Below are 19,508 nucleotides of genomic sequence, written 5' to 3'. Positions count from 1 at the left end.
TTTACAACCTCTATTAAGGCCTATAAAGGCTGAATAACCATAATCATTTGCTTCCCATCAAATTTTGGGTGTAGCTCTACTTTGCCAATATCTTGCATATCGGTTTTTATCTTGTCCATTAGTTCTCTACCTAGATGTGAGTGCTGCAGCTCTCTACCTTTAAATCTTATTGTAAATTTTACTTTATCACCTTTTCCAATAAATTTTTTGGCATTTTTAACTTTAAAATCGTAATCATGAGTTTCTGTAACAGGTCTCATTTTGATCTCTTTCAACAAAACAATTTTTTGTTTTTTCTTAGCAACGTTAGCTTTTTTTTGAGCATCATACTTGAATTTACCCATGTCAATAATTTTACATACAGGTGGTTTAGCATTTGGAGCTATCTCGATTAGATCTAAGCCTTGTTCTTTGGCCATTGAAATGGCTTCGTTAGTATTTATTATTCCAATATTTTCTCCGTCACTGCCAATTACTTGTACTTCTGGAGCCGTAATTCTATTATTAGACCTAGGTCCTTTATCTTTAGTTCTTCTTTGAAAATAATTTTGTTTAAAATCTGCCACTTAGTTTGAAGATGCTTTGTTTAAAGCCGAGAAAGTTTTTAAAAATAAGTTTAATTCCATATTTTCTTGTTTATTAGTATCCAACTTTCTAATCGTTACTGAGTTACTGTCAACTTCTTTTTTACCACAAATCAATAAAAGTGGTATTTTTGATAAAGAATGTTCTCTAATTTTATAATTTAAATTATGATTTTTTAAATCAACTTCAGAGCTCATGCCAGCTTCTCTAATTTTTTCATTTACTTCTTTTGCATAGTTATCAAACTCCTCTGAGATTGGAATTACAACAACTTGTAAAGGAGCTATCCAAAAAGGAAATTTTCCAGCATAATTTTCTATTAGAATTCCTATAAATCTTTCTAAAGAACCAAACAAAGCTCTATGTAACATTACAGGTATTTTTTTTGATCCATCTTTATCAACAAAGGAGGCATCTAATCTTCCAGGTAAATTAAGATCAACCTGCAATGTTCCACATTGCCAATCTCTACCAATTGCATCTCTTAGAACAAATTCAATTTTTGGACCATAAAATGCTCCCTCACCTTTGTTAATTGTATATTCAAGTTTTGATGCTTTAACAGCATCTAATAAAGCCTTCTCTGCTTTATCCCAAACATTGTCATCGCCAACTCTTAAATCAGGCCTATCTGAATATTTTAATATTACATTTTTAAATCCGAGATCTTTGTAAATATCTAAAATTAAATTAGTAACTATTAGACATTCTTCAGTAATTTGATCCTCGGTACAAAATATATGTGCATCATCCTGAGTAAAAGCTCTAACTCTTAATAGACCATGTAAGGCTCCTGAAGGTTCATATCTATGCACCTTTCCAAATTCTGAAATCCTTAATGGAAGATCTCTATAGCTTTTTAAACCTTGATTAAAAACCTGTACATGACCTGGACAATTCATTGGTTTAATAGCAAATACTTTTTTATCTGGTGTCTCAGATGTATACATGTGCTCACCATACTTTTCCCAATGACCAGATTTTTCCCAAAGAGCTCTGTCTAAAACTTCTGGAGTATTTACTTCCTTGTAGCCAGCTTTCTCTTGTCTCCCCCTCATATAAGCGACTAATTTTTGAAATAATTTCCAACCTTTTTCATGCCAAAAAACTACTCCTGGACTCTCTTCTCTAAAATGAAATAAGTCCATTTCCTTTCCTAGCTTTCGGTGATCTCTTTTTTCTGCTTCTTCTATTCTTTTTAAATATTCATCTAAATCTTTTTGTGAAGCCCAACTTGTTCCATAAATCCTTTGTAACATTTCATTATTGGAGTCTCCTCTCCAATAAGCTCCTGATACTTTAGTTAATTTAAAATATTTTCCAATTTTTCCTGTTGAAGATAAATGTGGACCCCTACATAAATCATGCCAATCACCATGAAAATATATAGAAACATCTTCTCCCTTGGGAATACTTTCAATAATTTCAGCTTTATACACCTCTCCAATCTCTTTAAAATGAGATATTGCTTTATCTCTATTCCAAACCTCTCTTGTCGTTGGAATATCTCTATCAACAATCTCTTTCATTTTATTTTCAATTTTTTTTAAATCTTCTTCTGTAAAAGGTTCTTTTCTGGAAAAATCATAATAAAAACCATTTTCAATAATTGGTCCTATGGTCACTTGTGTTCCTGGAAAAAGTTCCTGAACTGCCATTGCTGTTATATGAGCTGTATCATGCCTAATGGTTTCTAGGCCTTCTTTATCTTTGGATGTAAAAATTTTAATTGTACAATCTTTATCTATAACGTGACTTAAATCTTTAAGCTCATCATTTACACTAATTACACTTGCTTGCTTAGATAAAGACTTGCTAATCTTTTCTGCAACCTCAAGACCTGTTACTTTATTTGGAAAGTCTAAAGTGTTTCCGTCTGGTAATGTAATTAATGGCATTTAATTTAATAATTTTTTGTATTCTGAATATGTAGAAAAACACATTTTTTCAACATTAAATTTCTTAATTATATTTTTTCTACCTTCTATACCAATAGATTTCAATCTAGATTCATCTAGTTGTAAAACTTCTACTATTTTTTCAGATAAAGATTCTGGATCACTAGATTTAAATAAAAAACCTGTTTTTTTATCAATGATTGTTTCATTAGATCCACCTATATCGCTCGCTATTATTGGCTTTTCCATTGATTGAGCCTCAACTGCAACCCTACCAAAGGCCTCTGGCTCTATAGAAGCTGAAACAACTAAACTAGATATTTTATATGCAAGTGGCATATTTTTACAATGTTCTATAAATTTTAATTGGCCTGTTAGTCTATGTTGCTCTGCTAATCTTTTTATTTTTTTTGTATAAATATCTCTTCCCTGGTCACTTCCAAGAATGACGGCATAAAATGATTGAAAGCCTAATTTTTTGTTAGCAAGGTTTAATGCTTCAATAAAAATCTCATGTCCCTTCCATGAGGTTAAACGACCAGGCATTAATATTATTTTTTTACCTCTAGTTAATTCCCATTGAGAAATAAGTTTGTTTTCCTGGTCTTCTAAAGTTGTAGAAGGATCAAAGTAATCTACATTAATTCCTCTAAATATTACTAAAAATTTTTTTTTTACATTAAGATACTTTTTATAATTATGACTGATGTGTGAAAAAATAAAATTAGAACCTGCTATAATTAAATCTGATCTAACCATTACTGAATTGTAAAATTTTTTAATTGAATTATTAAAATTATATGTTCCATGAAATGTGGTAACAAATTTTCTTCTAGTTATTTTGGTTGCAATTAAGCATGACCACGCTGGTGCACGGCTTCTTGCGTGCACTATCGAAATATTATTTAACAAAATAATAAAGATTAAAGCTATAGAATTAAAAATTATTAATAATGGATTCTTACTATGTACAGGAAGTTTAATTAATTTAACTTTATTTTTATCTATGAATTTTAATAACTCCCCTCCACTAGTAACTATATAAGACGAGCAATTATTTTCTGGTAGGTAATGTGCAAGATCATAACAACCTGTTTCTGCCCCACCATATCCAAGCTTTGGTATTACTTGCAAAACTTTTAATTTTGAAGACATTTGATAGAACTATATATTAAGAATGAACTCTAATAAACTGATATGAATAAATTTAAATATCTCAAAATTTCAAATAACAAACAAGTAAGATATCTTACCAATAATTATAGGAAAAACTTATACATTGTTTTTCTACACGGTTTTATGTCAAATATTGAGGGTGAAAAACCAAATGCTATTTTAAAATATACCAAAAATAACAAACTGGGTTTTCTTGCACTTGAATACTCAGGTCATGGAAAATCAACTGGTAAATTTACAGATGGCAATATCAGCAAGTGGACTAGAGAAGTAAAAATAACTATAAAAAAAATAGTAGGTAAAAATTCATTTATCTTAGTAGGTTCAAGTATGGGTGCATGGCTTTCACTTAACCAATTTAAATTTTTTGGAAATCAAATTAAAGGTTTTTTAGGCATTGGTTCAGCTCCAGAATTTTTACAAAACCTAATGTGGAAAAAGTTCTCCAAACCAATGAAAAAAGAAATAATTAAAAATGGAATTTATCATTTAAAACATGGCAATTATGAATATCCAATTACTTATCAGTTAATAAAAGATGGAAGAAAAAATAGAATTTTAAATAAAAAAATAAAATCTTTTATAGATGTTGTGATGATCCACGGAAGTAAAGATGAGGTTGTTCCAAAAGTATATTCAAAAAAAGTTTTAAAAATATTTACCAATGCAAAAAAGAAATTAGTAATAATTAAAGATGGTGATCACAGCCTTTCAACAAAAAAGGGGCTGAAAAAAATAATTTTAGAACTTAATAAAATTGTCTCTAATATAGCTTAAACCTTCTATGTAACTTGGAAACTTTAATTTGTAATTAAAATAATTTTTAATTTTTTTGTTACTCACTTTTTTTGACTCTTTGTAAAAATTTTTTAATATTTCACTTTTTATTTCATCTATTTCAATTTTTTTAACATTTTTAATTCCTAACAATTTTGCTGCATATAATATTATTTCCTCAGAGGATGAAGGTTTATCATCTGCTAGATTATATATTTCTCCTGATTTAAATTTAAAAATTGAAGCAAATAAAAAGTTTGCAATATCTACTACATGAATTCTTGAAAAGTAGTGGTCTGTTTTATTAATTATATTTACTTCACCTGATTTTAAGCGTGAAAGAGTATTTTTTTCATTAGAATAAATTCCTGACAACCTAAAGATTTGAAACGGCAATTCATTATTTTTAGCAAATGAGATCCAAGAATTTTCTGATTCAAGTCTTGCCAAACCCTTATCGGAAAGTGGATTTGTTTCACTATTTTCATTTACCCATTCTCCTTTATGATCACCATAAACACTAGTTGAAGATAAATAGGTTATCCATTTTACTTTTGAACTTTTAATGAATTCGGAAAAATTTTTTAAAACAATATCTTCTTTATTAATTGGAGGTATAGAAATTAAGATATGAGTTGCTTGATTTAATTTAATTAATAAATCTCTATCAAATTTTTTATTATCAAAAAGATAATTATTATATTCAATACCATTAGAGGTTTTTTTTGATGACTCTGACCTAGAAGTTACTGATAAATTAAGCTTGTAGTTCTCTGTACTTAATTTCTTAATAAAATTTTTTGCTACTTGGCCAAAACCAAAACAAAAAATATTTATTTCCTTCACTTTAACTTACTTCTTTTATAATGGATTTTATGTTTAAAGGGTTTTCAAGTTTATCAATCATTTCTTTTGGACAAATTTGAACAAAGTTAGAAATTTCTTGATCAAAATTTTCAATTATCTTTTTAGATAAATTTGAATTTGTCTCAATATGATGCTCTTTGACTAATCCTTTTAAATAATTAATCCAGTATTCTGTTTCTGGCGTTTGCCAAATTATACTTTCTGGATTAGCTTTTTTATCAAATTCATTATTAATATTATAAACGAAAGCCATACCTCCCGTCATACCTGCTCCGAAGTTATCTCCGACATCACCTAAAACAACTACTGTTCCCCCTGTCATATATTCACATGCATTGGAATCGCAACCCTCAATAACTGATACTGAGCCTGAATTTCTAACAGCATATCTCTCTCCTGCTTGACCAGCTGCAAAAAGCTTACCTGAAGTTGCTCCATATAAAACCGTATTTCCAATTATTGTATTTTCATATGAAACAAGATTACTTTCATCTGGAAGTTTAACAACTATTGTTGCTCCTGAAAGCCCTTTACCAACATAATCATTTGCATCTCCTTTCAAAATGAGTTTCAGTCCTTTTATACCGAAGGCTCCAAAAGATTGTCCTGCTGTTCCCTTAAAATTTAAAGTTAAAAAATTTTCCTCTAAAGCTTCTGATCCATATTTTTCGTATAAGTGATTGGAAATTCTAGTTCCAACAGTTCTGTGTATATTTTTAATAATAAATTCTTTTTCTAAAACTTTTACTTTTCCTATCTTATCTTTTATTTCAGGCAAAATCTCTTGATCCAAAGTATCTGGAACTACATTTATTTCTGGTGTCGTACAATATTTTGTATTATCTCCAGCATCTGTTTGAACAAAAAGTGGATTTAAATCTAAATCATCAAGATTGGGTGATGCTTTACTGATCTGACGCAATAAGTCAGTTCTGCCAATTACCTCATTTAAAGATTTAAACCCTAATTCAGCTAAAATTTCTCTTACTTCTTCACCAATAAATCTAAATAAATTCACTACTTTATCAGGAGTGCCTGTAAATTTTTCTCTTAGTTTTTCATCCTGAGTACAAACTCCAACTGGGCATGTATTTGAATGACATTGTCTAACCATTATACATCCCATTGCCACAAGCGCTGTAGTTGCTACTCCATACTCTTCTGCACCCATCATGGCTGCAATAACTATATCTCTTCCAGTTTTAATTCCCCCATCTGTTCTTAATGTAACTTTATGTCTTAAATTATTTAAAGTTAAAACCTGATTGGCTTCTGTCAATCCCATTTCCCAAGGTATGCCTACATATTTAACACTTGTTTGAGGCGTTGCACCTGTGCCACCATTGTGTCCTGAGATTAAAATTATATCGGCTTTAGCTTTTGCAACACCAGCTGCTATTGTTCCAATTCCTGAAGATGCTACTAATTTTACTCCAACTCTTGCTTTGGGATTTGCTTGCTTTAAATCATAAATTAGCTGTGCTAAATCCTCTATTGAATAAATATCATGATGAGGGGGAGGTGATATTAATGTTACTCCAGGTGTTGAATGTCTTAATTTAGCTATCTCTTTTGTAACTTTAAATCCAGGTAATTGTCCTCCCTCTCCAGGCTTTGCTCCTTGTGCAATTTTAATTTCTATTTCATTACAGTTATTTAAATATTTTAAAGTTACTCCAAATCTAGCTGATGCAATTTGTTTTACTCTTGAATTTGCACTATCTCCATTTTGCATTTTTACAAATCTTTTTTCATCTTCTCCGCCTTCTCCACTACATGATGCACCTTTAATTCTATTCATTCCTATAGCTAAAGTTTCGTGAGCCTCTTTTGATAATGCTCCATGAGACATACTCCCACTTCCAAATCTAGTTAATATATTTTCAATTGGCTCAACTTCTGAGACTTGAATAGGCGATTTTAAATTTTTAGTTTTAAAACCAATTAAATCTCTAAGATGAATAGGTGGTAGATTATAAATTCCTTCTGCATATTTTTTATATGCCTCATATGAATTAGATGAGACAGCACTTTGTAATAAATGTATTAGCTTGCCTTGATATTGATGCACTTCACCATTTTTTCTATACCTGTATATGCCACCAATAGGTAATACGGAATCTGTGCTTTCAAAAGCTTCTTTATGAATTGTTCTTAATTTTTTTTCTATTCCGATTAAACCTATGCCTGAAATTTTTGATAGAACACCAGGAAAATATGCTGATGCCACTGTCCTGCTCAAACCAACTGTCTCAAAATTACATCCCCCTCGATAAGAACTAATAACTGAAATTCCCATCTTTGACATAATCTTCAAGAGTCCATAATTTACTGATTGCACATATCTTTCTATGCATTCATCATATCCATATTTACCAAATAATTTTTTTTCAAATCTTTGGTATAGACTATCTAATGCTAGATATGGGTTAACTGTGGTAGCTCCTACTCCTATAAGAGTTGCAAATGAATGTGTATCTAGGGCCTCTCCTGTTTGAGCATTAATAGATACATAACCTCTTAATTTTTTTTTAATAAGATGTGTATTAACTGCTCCAACGCTTAAAAGCATTGGAATTGGCAACCTTTCATTTGAAATATCTTTATCACTTAGCACCAGTTGAGTTAGGCCCTGCCTAGCAGATATTTCAGACTCCCTTTGAATTCTTTCAATGGCACTATCTAGATTTTCATCTTTTGAAAAAGTACAGTCAATGGTTTTAGAGTTTTGACCAAAAAAATTTATAAACTTATCTAATTGTGAATTAGATAAAATAGGACTATCTAAAACATATATATTTTCTTTAATTAAGTTAGTAAAATCCAATATATTTCCAAGGTTACCAAAACGAGTTTTTAAACTCATAACTTTATTTTCTCTAAGAGAGTCAATTGGTGGATTTGTTACTTGACTAAAATTTTGTCTAAAAAAATGATAAAGAGGTCTATACCTATCAGATAATACCGCTAAAGGCGTATCATCACCCATTGAACCAATGGCCTCTTTGCCATCTTCGGCCATGGGGTGTAGAATAAGTTCTAAATCCTCTAAACTATATCCAAAAGCATGCTGTCTTTTTCTAAGTTCGTCTCCTGAAAAGATAGATTTTTCATTCTTAATTGGAAATTTTTTATCTAAATCAATAATTTGATTATTAAAATGTTTAAATTCTTTAGCTAAATAATCTTTAATATCAATATTGGTAAATACTTTACCTTTAGCAATTCTAACACCAATTATTTCACCAGGTCCTAATCTACCCTTTTTAACTATTTTTTTCTCATCGATCTCAACCATTCCTGTTTCAGACCCGGCACACAATATTCTATCTTTAGTAATTGTGTATCTCATTGGCCGTAAACCATTTCTATCGGTAGCTACTATGGCCCATTCATTGTCTGTTGCTGCAATTGCTGCAGGTCCATCCCATGGCTCCATTGTACTATTTAAGAAGTTAAATAATTGTAAATGATCCTTTGGAAGTGTTTTGCTTTTTTTAGACCAAGCATCAGGAATTAACATTAATTTTGCAAGTGGTGCTGATTGACCTGAAATATTTAATAATTCAAATACACTATCAAGAGAAGCTGAGTCTGATGACCCTGGTGGAATAACAGGCTTTAAGTTTTCCATATCATCAAATAATGGGCTATCCATTTCTTGCTCATGGACTTTCATCCAATTAAAGTTTCCTTTAAGTGTATTAATCTCACCATTATGAGCTATTGCTCTAAAAGGTTGAGCCAGATCCCAACTTGGTGCTGTGTTTGTAGAAAATCTTTGATGAAATATTGCAAATCTAGAAATAAATCTTTCATCTTTTAAATCTTCATAAAAGTCTGCAATTGACTCTGCTAAAAACATTCCTTTATAGATAATTGATTTTGAGCTTAACGAGCAAATATAAAAATCTTTAATTGCATTTTTAATTGCTTCCTTTTCAATTTTTCTTCTAGTTTCGTAAATTTTTCTCTCTAATTCTTTTTCAGTTAAATTTTTATCATTATGTTTAAATAAAACCTGCGTGATTTCTGGCCTAGTAAGGTTTGCTTTTTCTCCTAGAACTTTTGGATTTACAGGTACTTGTCTCCATCCGTAGATACTAAAGTTACTTTTTGTTAATTCGCTTTCAACGACTGTTCTTGCATTTTCTTGAGCTTCATAATTATTTCTTGGTAAAAATATCATTCCAACACAAATTTCAGATCCATCATGATCGTGGCCTGTAATTTCAATTTTTTCAGCAAAAAAATCAGATGGAATTTCTATATGTATCCCAGCTCCATCTCCTGTCTTGCCATCGGCATCGACTGCGCCTCTATGCCAAACAGCTTTTAAAGCATTAATTCCATATTCAACTACTTTTCTTGATTTTTTTCCTTCTGTGGAAGCAATTAAACCTACTCCACAAGCATCATGCTCCATCTCTTTTGAATAAACATGTCCTTCTTCAAGTATTTTGAGGTTTTTTTTATAATTTTTCACTAAGCAACCATTTCTTTTTTGATTTCTTTGCTTTCAAGAAATTTTTTTATGGATGCTGCAGCATCTCTTCCATCCTTGATTGCCCATACAACAAGAGAGGCTCCTCTTACTATATCTCCAGCAGCAAAAACACCTGGCAAACTAGTTTCCATTGTATCAAAATCAGTTTTTAATGTTCCCCATTTAGTAACTTGCAAATCATCTGAGCCAAAAAGTTTGGGTAAGTCTTCTGGATCAAACCCCAATGCCTTAATAACAATATCTGCTTTAATATTAAAATTTGAATCTTTTTGTATTTCTGGCTTTCTTCTTCCACTTTCATCTGCTTCACCAAGTTTAATTTTATTTACAACTAATTCTTCAACTTTATTTGTACCTAAAAATTTTTTTGGACTTGATAGCCAAACAAATTCAACACCTTCCTCCTCTGCATTAGCTACTTCTCTAGCTGATCCAGGCATGTTTTCTTTGTCTCTTCTATACAAACATTTTACTGATTTAGCTTTTTGTCTAATTGAAGTTCTTACACAATCCATTGCTGTATCGCCTCCACCAATTACAACAACATCTTTTCCTTCAGCATTTAAAGTTCCATTATCAAATAATTCTACCTTATCACCTAATCCTTTTTTATTTGAAGCTGTTAAAAATTCCATTGCAGGAAAAATATTTCCTAAATCATTTCCTGGTAATTCAATCTCACGAGCTTTATAAACACCAGTAGCAATTAATAATGCATCGTGTTTTTTTCTTAGTTGATCTAAACTTGCATCTTTACCAACTTCAAAATTTTGGATAAAATTAATTCCACCTTCTTCTAATAATTTAGTTCGTCTTTCCACTACGAATTTTTCTAATTTAAAATTTGGTATACCATAAATCAATAATCCACCTGCCCTATCGTATCTGTCATATACAGTAATCTGATAGCCTAGTTTACGAAGTTGTTCTGCCGCTGCTAAACCAGCTGGTCCTGCTCCTATAATTCCGACACTTTGATTTTTTTCATTATTAACTTTTATCGGATGTACCCATCCTTGCTCCCATGCATTATCTGTTATATATTTTTCAATTGATCCAATAGTTACCGTGCCATGACCTGATTGCTCAATTACACAGTTTCCTTCACATAGTCTGTCTTGTGGACAAATTCTTCCACAAACTTCTGGCATATTATTTGTACTTTGAGATAGTTCATATGCTTCTTTTAATCTTCCTTCTGCTGTCAGTTTTAACCAATCTGGAATATTATTACTTAATGGACAATGTACTTGGCAAAATGGAACCCCACATTGAGAGCACCTGCTTGATTGTTCACTAGCTTTTTCATTGATAAATTCTTTATAAATTTCATTAAAATCTTTTTTTCTATTATCAACTTCTCTTTTAGGTGGCGTTTGTTGACCTATATCTACAAATTTTAGCATTTTATCTGACATATCTTTTATTCCAAAATATATACTATATCACGATTTTCTTTTAAAAAAGACTAATAAGGTCATATATACTGACTTATAATTTTTATTATATATTGATTAACAGACTTATTATACTTTTTGCATATCTAATATGTTTAAATCGAATTGTTTTATTTAAAGATTATTTAAGCTACGAATCTTTTAATGCTCACAAATTTAATTGAAATTATAATTTTATCTTTAATTCAAGGTGTTTCAGAGTTTTTGCCAATTAGTTCTTCTGCACACTTAATTGTTGTTTCTACTTTATATGATTTTAAATCGAGCTCTTTGCTAATAGATGTAAGTTTACATCTTGGCTCTCTAATGGCAATTGTCTTTTTTTTTAGAGAAGAATTATTTAACATTAAACATAATCAAAAATTATTATTATTAATAGTTTTTGGGTCTATGCCACTAATAATAGTTGGTTATGTTTTGTATAAAACAGGTCTAATTTATTTTTTACGGGATATTAAAATAATTGCCTGGACTACTTTAATATTTGGAATTATTTTATATTTTGCTGATAAATGTAAATTTGATAAAAAGATGTCTTCTAATCTTAATTTAAAAATAGTTTTATATATTGGTTGTTTTCAAATTTTAGCATTAATTCCAGGAGTGAGCAGAGCAGGAATTACAATAACAGCTTCAAGGTTCTTAAGATTTAATAGGTTTGATTCTAGTAAAATTTCTTTTTTACTAGCTATGCCCGCATTAGCTGGAGCAAGCGTTTTAAATTTAAAAGATATCATTGGACAAAGTTTTGAAATTAATTATCTAGTCTTTATAGCAATAACATTGTCTTTTCTATTTTCTTATTTTACAGTAAAGTTTTTTTTAAAGTACATTAATAAATTTTCTTTAAATATTTTTATAATTTATAGAGTTATAGTTGGAATAATTTTACTTTTAATAATTTATAATTAATTCTTTTTAATTATTGGGGCTAGTTGTGAAAATAAAACTCCAAATAAAATGAATAAACATCCAAAAAGATTATTGATATCTAAAATTTGATCTAATAAGATCCATGCAGCTATTGTTGCAAAAACACCTTCAAGAGAAAAGATTATAGCAGATGGTGCAGGAGAAATATTTTTTTGTGCATAAATCTGCAAAACAAATGCAAGTCCACCTGATAAAATACCTGCATATAAAATTTGAAATTTTTCTTTTAAAATATTTGACCAAATAAAATCTTCAAAATATAATCCTATAATTAAAGATAAAAACGCAACAATTAAAGTTTGTATTGCCCCAATCGTTAAAGGTAAATTATAATTTTCTATAATCTTTCCAGTAAATATAATGTGAGTACTCCAGAAAAAAGCACCCAATATTACTAATGTGTCACCAATTCTGACTGTCGCACTATAAAAATTAGTTAATAAATATCCTCCTACTACACAAAGAATGACTGAGGGCCAAATACTCCAATGAATTGGTTTTTTGTATATCAAAAAAACTATAACTGGGACCAATGGTACATAAAAAATCGTAAAAAAAGCAGCATTTGCTACATCAGTATACATCAATGCCACTTGTTGAAGAGCCGAACCTAAAAATAATGAAAATCCTATTAATACTGCTAAATTGATAAATTGTTTTTTATCTTTTTTTAGAGATTTTGAAATATTTTTTCTTTCAAAAATAAAGGCTAAAGGTGTTACTGCTAAAAATCCGACAAAAAATCTTACTGCATTAAATGTAAAGGGACCAATATCGTCCATTCCTGTATCTTGGGCAATAAAAGTTGTTCCCCATATCAATGTGCAAAGTAATGCACTAAATAATGAGGCTGTTTTTGACATGAAGGTTTATACAGCTAACTTATAAGCAAAATTTTTACCCAGATTTTCTTTAAGGTCATTATTAAACCTGGCTGCTTCTGCTCCATCAATTATTCTATGATCATACGACAAAGAAATAGGAAGCATTGTTCTTGTTTTAAACTTACCATCAATAAAAATTTGTTTTTTTTGTGCTTTACCTACACCTAATATTGCAACTTCAGGAAAATTGATTATTGGAGTAAAAAATGAACCTCCAATACCTCCTAAGCTAGTAATGGTCATAGAACCACCAAAAAATTCTTTTTTATCTATTCTTAAATTTTTACATTGTTCACTAACTTTTTTTAACTCGTTACTTATTAAAGAAATATTTTTATTATCTACATTTCTAATCTTTGGAACCATTAAGCCATGAATGGTATCTACTGCAATGCCAACATGAAAGTATTTTTTCATCGTTATTTTTCCATTCTCAATATCATCAATTGAAGAGTTAAAACTAGGAAATTTCTTTAATGATGCCACTAAAGCTTTTACAATAAATGCTAATGGAGTAATTTTTTTTCTTTCACCAGTATACATATCTGTAAGCGAAGCTCTAAAATCTTCCATCTCAGTTATATCTACTTCATCATGATTGGTTACATGTGGTATCGTTGTCCAAGAATTTACTAAATAAGTAGAAGCTAGTTTTTTTACTCTTGGTATATCTTTAATTTCAACTTCACCAAAATCAGTATGAGAAAACTCGCTTATAATTTTTTTAGGTTGGGTTTCAATTTTTAACTGATCACTATTAATTTTAGTTGCTATAAAATTTTTAACATCGTTCTCTATAACTCGTCCTTGTCTCTCACTACCTACTATTTCATTAATATTAACACCAAGTTCTCTAGCAAATTTACGAACCTTCGGACTTGCAGAGGAATGTTCTCCAATATTATTCTTAATTAAAGAATGTACTGGATTTATTTGTTCAACTTTTTTTTCATCTTTTTGATTAACAGTAGGTTCTTCTTTGTTTATAACTTTCTTTTCTACAACCTTTTTTTCTTCTTTAGATTCTTCTAAAGTTAAAATTAAATCACCTTCTGAAACTTTGTCTCCTACTTTAATTTTAACTGACTTAATTTTACCATCAACAGAAGATGGTATTTCAACACTAGATTTGTCACTTTCAATTGTAATTAATGGGTCATTTTTAGATAATGACTGACCGTTTGAAACTAATACTTCTATAACCTCAACATTTTTAAATTCACCAATATTTGGTACTTTAATTTCTTTATCCGTCATCTTACAGTTTTGTTGGCATCGGCTTATTGCCATCAATATTATATTTTTTTATAGCTTCTTTTGCATATTTTGAAGCAATTAACTGTTCTTTTGCTAAGACACTTAACCCATAAGTAACTATATGATCTTTGTCTACTTCAAAAAATTTTCTTAAATTTTTTCTAGTATCACTTCTGCCATATCCATCAGTTCCTAATGAATAAAAGCTTTTATTTGTGTAAGGTCTAATTTGATCTGAATTCATTCGCATATAGTCTGATGCAGCTAAAATGGGACCCTCACTTTTACCTAGACATTTTTCAACAAATGAAACTTTTTGTTCTTTATCAGGATTTAAAAGATTATATCTTTCAACTTCCATTCCGTCTTTTCTAAGTTCATTAAAGCTAGTAACGCTCCAAATTTCACTATCTATTTGGTATTCATTTTGGAGAATTTCAGCAGCAATCATCATCTCTCTTAAAATTGTACCAGAGCCTAAAAGTTGTATTTTTGTTTTTTTATATTTTGTAAATTCTTTAATTTTATACATTCCTTTAAGAATTCCCTCTTCACAATTTTTATCTTTTGGCATTTCTGGATGTGAATAATTCTCATTCATAGTTGTAATATAATAAAAAACATTCTCATTTTTTTCATGCATTCTTCTTAGGCCTTCTCTAAAAATTACTGCTAATTCATAATGAAATGTTGGATCATATGTTACACAATTCGGTATTGTTGAAGCTATTAAGTGGCTATGACCATCTTGATGCTGTAATCCTTCACCTGCTAAGGTTGTTCTTCCTGCTGTTGCCCCAATTAAAAATCCTCTAGCCTGACTATCTCCAGCAGCCCAAGCAAGATCGCCTATTCTTTGAAAACCAAACATCGAATAAAAAATATAGATTGGTATCATTTCAATATCATGATTTGTATATGCTGTAGCAGCTGCAATCCATGAAGACATTGCACCCGCCTCATTAATTCCCTCTTCTAATACCTGGCCACTTTTATCTTCTCGGTAAGAACTCAATTGAGCTGAATCTTCTGGTTCATATTTTTGACCTTCATGAGCATATATCCCAATTTTTTGAAAAAAACCTTCCATTCCAAATGTACGTGCTTCATCAGGAATTATTGGAACTAATCTTGGCGAAACATTTTTGTCTCTTAATAAATTTGTGAACATTCTTACCATTGCCATGGTTGTCGACATTTCTTTTTCACCAGTTGACACTTTCATAAAATCAAAAATATCTTTTGGAGGTGCTTTAATCGGTTTTGCATAACTGGTTCTTTCTGGAAGGTATCCACCAAGACCTAGTCTTCTCTCTTTGATGTATTTAATCTCCAGAGACTTCTCATCTGGTTTGTAGTATTCAATATTTTTTACCTGTTCGTCTGTTAAAGGAACATCAAAACGATCTCTGTAATATAGTAAATCATCTACATCCAGTTTCTTTGTTTGGTGAGTAGTGTTAACACTTTCCCCTGTTTTACCCATTCCATAGCCTTTAATCGTTTTCGCTATTATAACTGTTGGGCTACCTACATTTTTTGATGCTTTGTCATAAGCTGCATAAACTTTATGTGGATCATGACCTCCTCTATTAAGTCTCCAAATATCTTTATCGGATAAACTAGAAACCATTTCTTTAGTTTCAGGAAATTTTCCAAAAAATTTTTTCCTAACATAGGCACCATCACGAGCTTTCATTGCTTGATACTCACCATCAACAGTTTCATTCATAAGTTTAACTAAGTGACCAGTTTTATCGTTAGCAATTAAAGAATCCCAATATGAGCCCCAGATTACTTTTATTACATTCCATCCAGCGCCTCTAAAACTTCCCTCTAATTCTTGAATAATTTTTCCATTACCTCTTACTGGCCCATCTAATCTTTGAAGATTACAGTTTACTACAAAGATTAAGTTGTCTAGTTTTTCCCTTGCTGCCAATCCTATAGCACCTAAAGATTCGGGCTCGTCCATTTCTCCATCACCAAGAAATGCCCAAACTTTTCTACCTTCATCTTTAATTAAACCCCGATTAATTAGATATTTCATATATCTTGCTTGGTAAATCGCAAGCATTGGTCCTAGACCCATTGAGACAGTTGGAAACTGCCAAAATTTTGGCATCAACCAGGGATGTGGGTATGATGAAAGTCCACCTGGCTTTACTTCTTGCCTAAAGCGATCAAGCTGCTTTTCATTCAATCTACCTTCCAAAAATGCTCTAGCATACATGCCAGGTGCACTATGGCCTTGAAAATATATTAAGTCCCCACCAAATTTATTATTTTTTGCTCTCCAAAAATGATTCATTCCAACATCGTATAAAGTAGCTGCAGATGCGAAGGTACCTATATGTCCTCCCAATTCTGGAAATTTTTTATTTGCTCTAACAACCATTGCAGCTGCATTCCATCTAATTAATGATCTTATTCTTCTCTCTATATTTTGATCACCATTTGATTTACTTTCAGCTTCAGGTGGGATTGTATTAATATAAGGTGTATTTTGAGTGTAAGGAATATTGGCCCCTTTTTGATATGCTTTATTGATTAATTCTTTAATTAAAAAATGAGCTCTTTGATTTCCATCTTTTTCAACAACGGCAGATAAAGATTCTATCCAATCTTGAGTTTCTAAAGGATCGATATCATTTTCACTAATAACTTGAATTGAAGATTGTTTTTTTTCTTTAATTGGCTCTGGTGATAACGTTTTTTCTTTTTCAGTAACTAAAGTAGACTCCGCATCTTTAATAATACTTTCAGTGTCTTTAGGTATAATCTTTTCAACTGGTGCATCATTTGTAGATTTAATATTAAGTATTAAATCTCCCTTGGATACTTTGTCACCAACTTTAACATTTAAAAATTCTACTTTTCCAGAAACTGTTGCTGGAATTTCAACACTAGATTTATCACTCTCTATAGTAATTATTGGATCATTAACTTTAATTTCATCTCCAACTTTTACTAAAAGTTCTATAATTTCAACTTTTTCAAAATCTCCAATATCTGGGACAAGCAGCTTTTCACTCATATATTAAAATGACTTATACACTGAATATAACCTAACATTGGTATTATTTTATGGAAATAAATAGGCTTTTTTGTAACAACTTTATTTAAAAAATTAATAAATCTTATCAATTTATATAAAAATAAAGTTTTAAGTTCTTTCAATGCACATAGCTATGCCCATTCCACCACCAATACAAAGAGAGGCACAGCCCTTACTTTTGTTCTCTCTAATCATTTCATGAATTAAGGTTACCATTATTCTAGCTCCAGATGCGCCAATTGGATGACCTAATGCGATTGCACCACCATTAACGTTAACAATTTTTTTTGGTATTTTAAGTTCCCTTATAACTGCAATACATTGTGCTGCAAAAGCCTCATTAATTTCAAATAGATCAATATCTTCAATATTCCAGCCAGCCTTTTTTAATGCCATATTAATAGCCTGAATTGGACCCAGTCCCATTAATGCTGGATCGACCCCACAAGTTGCCCAAGATGTTATCTTCGCTAATGGTTCAATGCCTCGTAGTTCTGCTTCTTCTCTTGACATCAATACAGTTGCTGCTGCACCATCATTTATTCCTGATGAATTTCCTGCTGTGACTGTTCCATTATTTTTAAATACAGTTTTTAATTTTTTTAAATCTTCTATATTTAAATTATCTCTTGGATGTTCATCTTTCCCCAGAATTAATTTATGATTATCAATATTAAATTCTAATTTGATTATTTCATTATCAAATTTATTTTTACTTATTGCTTTCTGAGTTTTTTCTTGAGAATTTAAAGCAAAAATATCTTGTTCATCCCTAGAAATTTTATATTTTTCAGCAATATTTTCAGCAGTAACTCCCATGTGATAATTGTTAAATGAGTCTATTAATCCATCTTTTAGCATTGTATCTAATAGTTTTTTTTCATCTAATCTTTTATCTTCTCTAAAGAATATAGAGTGAGGTGCCCTAGACATGTTTTCCTGACCACCTGCAATAATAATATTATTTTCTCCTAATTTGATTGATTGATATCCTGAAACTATTGCTCTTAATCCAGATCCACATACTTGATTAATAATATGGGCAGGTTTTGAAATTGGAACTCCAGCATATATTGATGCCTGTCTTGCCGGATTTTGTCCAAGTCCAGCAGTAAGAACGTGACCCATGATTATCTCATCAATTTCGTTAGGTTTTAAATCTGATCTAATGATTGCCTCTTTAATAGTTGATGCACCTAATTTTTCAGCACTAATATCTTTTAGCGATCCCTTATATGAGCCTATTGGTGTCCTCAATGCAGCTGTAATAACCACATCGTTTGATTTTTTGGTCATTGCTAATACATCATAATATTTTATAAGTTAATTTACATTAAAAACTTTGATATGTTGGGTAAATTATTTAATAAGGACCGCTGGCCAAATTGGATAAGGCGCTCGGCTACGAACCGGGAGATTCCAGATTCGAGTTCTGGGCGGTCCACCAAAAAGGATAAAATAAAATGTTAGATTGGTTATTAAAATCATCACTACAAAAATCAGTAATATATTTTTTTATTATAGTTTTTATAATTTTATTAATTTTAACTTTCACATTATAAATAACCATGAGCAACAAATTTGAACAGATAAGTATTAAACCTGGCTTTATGCAGCACAACGGTGGTGTTTTATTCCGAACTATTTCTGATACTGAATATGAATTTAAAACTACAATTAATAAAAATCATTTAAATGCTGCTGGAATTACCCATGGAGGTTTTCTTTCAGCTTTAATCGATGCAGGAGCAGGCACAGCAGCACACAGGGCTGCTGGAAATGCACCGTGTGTAACTATTTCTTTAGATTTAAAATTTATTGGTTCTTCAAAAGTAGGTGATGAAATAATTGGTTTTACAAAAATATTAAAAAAAACAAATACACTAGTATTTTTATTTTGTGAGCTAAAGTGTAACGATAAAATTATAACTTCGGCATCAGGTTTGTGGAAAATTCTAAAAATAAAACCATCTAATTTAGGTCCTGGTGGTTAAGTTTTAACAAATCTAATATTAAACAAAAAAATGAGAACTTTTTCCCTAACGATTCGGTCATGTTTTAACCTATTTTTGTTCTTTATCACTAACAACATATGGTGGGGTATAAATT

At 30.5% G+C, this 19,508-nt stretch carries 13 protein-coding genes and 1 tRNA gene; 4 read left to right on the top strand and 10 right to left on the bottom strand.

What is annotated here, in order from left to right:
* Nucleotides 1-20 precede the first annotated feature (20 nt).
* Genes infC through AC5SLO_RS00150 form a run of 3 tightly spaced genes read right to left on the bottom strand, consistent with a single transcriptional unit; the run spans nucleotide 21 to nucleotide 3,638 of the window.
* A complete protein-coding gene (gene infC / locus AC5SLO_RS00160) occupies nucleotides 21-566 on the bottom strand; it encodes a translation initiation factor IF-3 (protein WP_494573208.1) in 546 nt (181 codons plus the stop codon).
* On the bottom strand, nucleotides 567-2,483 hold the full coding sequence (thrS, locus tag AC5SLO_RS00155; RefSeq protein WP_494573207.1) for a threonine--tRNA ligase: 1,917 nt from the start codon (nucleotides 2,481-2,483) through the stop codon (nucleotides 567-569).
* Nucleotides 2,484-3,638: a glycosyltransferase family 4 protein gene (locus AC5SLO_RS00150; RefSeq protein WP_494573206.1), complete on the bottom strand. Its 1,155-nt coding sequence runs from the start codon at nucleotides 3,636-3,638 to the stop codon at nucleotides 2,484-2,486.
* Nucleotides 3,639-3,680: 42 nt separating this feature from the next.
* Here AC5SLO_RS00150 and AC5SLO_RS00145 point away from each other — a divergent pair, with 42 nt between their 5' ends.
* The gene (locus AC5SLO_RS00145; protein ID WP_494573205.1) at nucleotides 3,681-4,436 is read left to right on the top strand and encodes an alpha/beta hydrolase; all 756 of its coding nucleotides are present in this window, start codon (nucleotides 3,681-3,683) and stop codon (nucleotides 4,434-4,436) included.
* On the opposite strand, the gene AC5SLO_RS00140 is transcribed toward AC5SLO_RS00145, so the two are convergent.
* The 3 genes from AC5SLO_RS00140 to AC5SLO_RS00130 are packed head-to-tail and all read right to left on the bottom strand — an operon-like array spanning nucleotide 4,401 to nucleotide 11,228.
* Complete coding sequence (locus AC5SLO_RS00140) at nucleotides 4,401-5,282, bottom strand: NAD-dependent epimerase/dehydratase family protein (protein WP_494573204.1); 882 nt, start codon at nucleotides 5,280-5,282, stop codon at nucleotides 4,401-4,403. The genes AC5SLO_RS00145 and AC5SLO_RS00140 overlap by 36 nt on opposite strands.
* Nucleotide 5,283: 1 nt before the next feature.
* Complete coding sequence (gene gltB, locus AC5SLO_RS00135; protein WP_494573203.1) at nucleotides 5,284-9,789, bottom strand: glutamate synthase large subunit; 4,506 nt, start codon at nucleotides 9,787-9,789, stop codon at nucleotides 5,284-5,286.
* The gene (locus tag AC5SLO_RS00130; protein ID WP_494573202.1) at nucleotides 9,789-11,228 is read right to left on the bottom strand and encodes an NAD(P)-dependent oxidoreductase; all 1,440 of its coding nucleotides are present in this window, start codon (nucleotides 11,226-11,228) and stop codon (nucleotides 9,789-9,791) included. The genes gltB and AC5SLO_RS00130 overlap by 1 nt, the downstream gene beginning before the upstream one ends.
* Nucleotides 11,229-11,411: 183 nt before the next feature.
* On the opposite strand from AC5SLO_RS00130, the gene AC5SLO_RS00125 reads away from it, so the two are divergent.
* Nucleotides 11,412-12,179, top strand: coding sequence for an undecaprenyl-diphosphate phosphatase (locus AC5SLO_RS00125; protein ID WP_494573201.1), 768 nt, complete (start codon nucleotides 11,412-11,414; stop codon nucleotides 12,177-12,179).
* Here the strand turns inward: AC5SLO_RS00125 and AC5SLO_RS00120 are convergent.
* The 4 genes from AC5SLO_RS00120 to AC5SLO_RS00105 form a co-directional block, all read right to left on the bottom strand.
* Nucleotides 12,176-13,063 carry a DMT family transporter gene (locus tag AC5SLO_RS00120; RefSeq protein ID WP_494573200.1) on the bottom strand — a complete coding sequence of 296 codons (888 nt, stop codon included), beginning with the start codon at nucleotides 13,061-13,063 and terminating at the stop codon, nucleotides 12,176-12,178. The two genes, AC5SLO_RS00125 and AC5SLO_RS00120, sit on opposite strands and share 4 nt — an antisense overlap.
* 6 nt (nucleotides 13,064-13,069) lie before the next feature.
* The gene (locus AC5SLO_RS00115; RefSeq protein ID WP_494573199.1) at nucleotides 13,070-14,341 is read right to left on the bottom strand and encodes a 2-oxo acid dehydrogenase subunit E2; all 1,272 of its coding nucleotides are present in this window, start codon (nucleotides 14,339-14,341) and stop codon (nucleotides 13,070-13,072) included.
* 1 nt (nucleotide 14,342) lies between these two features.
* Nucleotides 14,343-17,378, bottom strand: coding sequence for a pyruvate dehydrogenase (acetyl-transferring), homodimeric type (gene aceE / locus AC5SLO_RS00110; protein ID WP_494573198.1), 3,036 nt, complete (start codon nucleotides 17,376-17,378; stop codon nucleotides 14,343-14,345).
* Between the two features lie 129 nt (nucleotides 17,379-17,507).
* Entirely contained in the window at nucleotides 17,508-18,695 is a 1,188-nt protein-coding gene (locus AC5SLO_RS00105) for an acetyl-CoA C-acetyltransferase (protein ID WP_271516826.1), read from the bottom strand.
* Nucleotides 18,696-18,769: 74 nt separating this feature from the next.
* Here AC5SLO_RS00105 and AC5SLO_RS00100 point away from each other — a divergent pair.
* Nucleotides 18,770-18,846: transfer RNA gene (locus tag AC5SLO_RS00100), tRNA-Arg, on the top strand.
* 121 nt (nucleotides 18,847-18,967) lie between these two features.
* The gene (locus AC5SLO_RS00095; RefSeq protein ID WP_494573197.1) at nucleotides 18,968-19,393 is read left to right on the top strand and encodes a PaaI family thioesterase; all 426 of its coding nucleotides are present in this window, start codon (nucleotides 18,968-18,970) and stop codon (nucleotides 19,391-19,393) included.
* Nucleotides 19,394-19,508: the final 115 nt, after the last annotated feature.

The sequence above is a fragment of the Candidatus Pelagibacter sp. PS_44 genome, assembly GCF_059417735.1.
Note: the sequence above shows the minus strand (reverse complement) of the source record. Positions and strands in the feature narration are given on the sequence as shown.

What these genes read in the sequence shown, in the direction of transcription:
- thrS (WP_494573207.1), bottom strand. Translation starts at nt 2,483, where the DNA reads ATGCCATTAATTACATTACCAGACGGAAACACTTTAGACTTTCCAAAT.
- AC5SLO_RS00150 (WP_494573206.1), bottom strand. Translation starts at nt 3,638, where the DNA reads ATGTCTTCAAAATTAAAAGTTTTGCAAGTAATACCAAAGCTTGGATAT.
- AC5SLO_RS00145 (WP_494573205.1), top strand. Translation starts at nt 3,681, where the DNA reads ATGAATAAATTTAAATATCTCAAAATTTCAAATAACAAACAAGTAAGA.
- AC5SLO_RS00130 (WP_494573202.1), bottom strand. Translation starts at nt 11,228, where the DNA reads ATGTCAGATAAAATGCTAAAATTTGTAGATATAGGTCAACAAACGCCA.
- AC5SLO_RS00125 (WP_494573201.1), top strand. Translation starts at nt 11,412, where the DNA reads ATGCTCACAAATTTAATTGAAATTATAATTTTATCTTTAATTCAAGGT.
- AC5SLO_RS00120 (WP_494573200.1), bottom strand. Translation starts at nt 13,063, where the DNA reads ATGTCAAAAACAGCCTCATTATTTAGTGCATTACTTTGCACATTGATA.
- AC5SLO_RS00115 (WP_494573199.1), bottom strand. Translation starts at nt 14,341, where the DNA reads ATGACGGATAAAGAAATTAAAGTACCAAATATTGGTGAATTTAAAAAT.
- aceE (WP_494573198.1), bottom strand. Translation starts at nt 17,378, where the DNA reads ATGAGTGAAAAGCTGCTTGTCCCAGATATTGGAGATTTTGAAAAAGTT.
- AC5SLO_RS00105 (WP_271516826.1), bottom strand. Translation starts at nt 18,695, where the DNA reads ATGACCAAAAAATCAAACGATGTGGTTATTACAGCTGCATTGAGGACA.
- AC5SLO_RS00095 (WP_494573197.1), top strand. Translation starts at nt 18,968, where the DNA reads ATGAGCAACAAATTTGAACAGATAAGTATTAAACCTGGCTTTATGCAG.